At 51.0% G+C, this 1,167-nt stretch carries 1 protein-coding gene; it reads right to left on the bottom strand.

Features of this window, described 5'->3' with window-relative positions:
- Nucleotides 1-31 precede the first annotated feature (31 nt).
- A complete protein-coding gene (locus tag D6851_RS17475; protein ID WP_120326104.1) occupies nt 32-955 on the bottom strand; it encodes an IS110 family RNA-guided transposase in 924 nt (307 codons plus the stop codon).
- Nucleotides 956-1,167 lie beyond the last annotated feature (212 nt).

Below are 1,167 nucleotides of genomic sequence, written 5' to 3'. Positions count from 1 at the left end.
GGAGGAGTATCCGTCTTGGGCAAGTGCCATATCACACCCATTCTCGGTTTTTTCGTAAGAGCGCGTTCGCCAATACAATGAGCTTGCGCATAATAGCTGTAAGGGCGACCTTTTTCTCCTTTCCGGCAGATATGAGCTGCTGGTATTTGGCTTTCATATCCGGATTGACGCGCGTCGCGACCAACGCTGGCATATAGATTGCCCGACGCAGCATTGCCCGTCCTCCTTGGATCCGTTCCTTACCTTGCCATTTCCCAGAGCTTTGGGAGACGGGTGCCAGCCCTGCGAGGCTTGCAACCTGCTTGTTATCGAGCGTTCCAATTTCTGGCATGTCGATTAAGATTGTTATGGCCGTGAGCACACCGATGCCTGGAATACTTGTTAGGATTTTCACCTGCCGTGACATGGTGTCGTCACTTGATGCGCGTGCCAACATCTCTCTATTAATTTGCCCGATGTCGCATGCGATCTGTGCCAATCGATTCTTCAACTGTTGCTTGATCAAAAGTACATCGGCGGTTGCCAGGCGTGTTCTTGCTGCTGTTTGATCCTTGATTAATGCGCGGCGTGAGGAGAGCAAGTCTCTGAGGTCATACAAAGATTTTCGATGCGGTTGTTGTGGCGTCAAATTCAAAGCAAGGCCCATTCTCGCCAACATTGCGGCATCAACACGGTCCGTTTTTGCTAAACGTCCGGTAGCTTGTGCGAAGCGCCGAGCCTGCTTGGGATTAACCTTCACAAAAAGTGATGACGCTCCAGCCAAGGCAATTTCAAGCTTTCGATGATAGGCTCCGGTTGCTTCGAAGACGATCAGGGTATCGAGTTCCTTACCAATCCAACGCAGCAACGCCTGATGTCCTTTGGCATCATTGGTCACTTGGACATGTTGCCCATCAGGTAAGTTGAAACCATCAAGTTTGTCTTTAGAGACATCTATGCCAATTATTTTTTGCATGTGCCTTTTCCACCTCGTCTTGTCATACGGGCCCGCAGCCCAAGTATCCGTTCAGGTCGACAAAAAGAGCGACGGTGACCCTACTCCTCCACGGTCCTTCAAGACCCAGAGGGAACCGATCCATCCGCCGCCTGCTCAGCACGGCATTAATGCCGTGCTGAGCAGTAGCTCCAGTATCGCACCAGAGCTTGAGAAGTTTAAGACAAGAGGGA

The organism is Altericroceibacterium spongiae, from assembly GCF_003610805.1.
GTDB lineage: Bacteria > Pseudomonadota > Alphaproteobacteria > Sphingomonadales > Sphingomonadaceae > Altericroceibacterium > Altericroceibacterium spongiae.
This window is presented reverse-complemented; position numbering and strand designations above follow the sequence as displayed.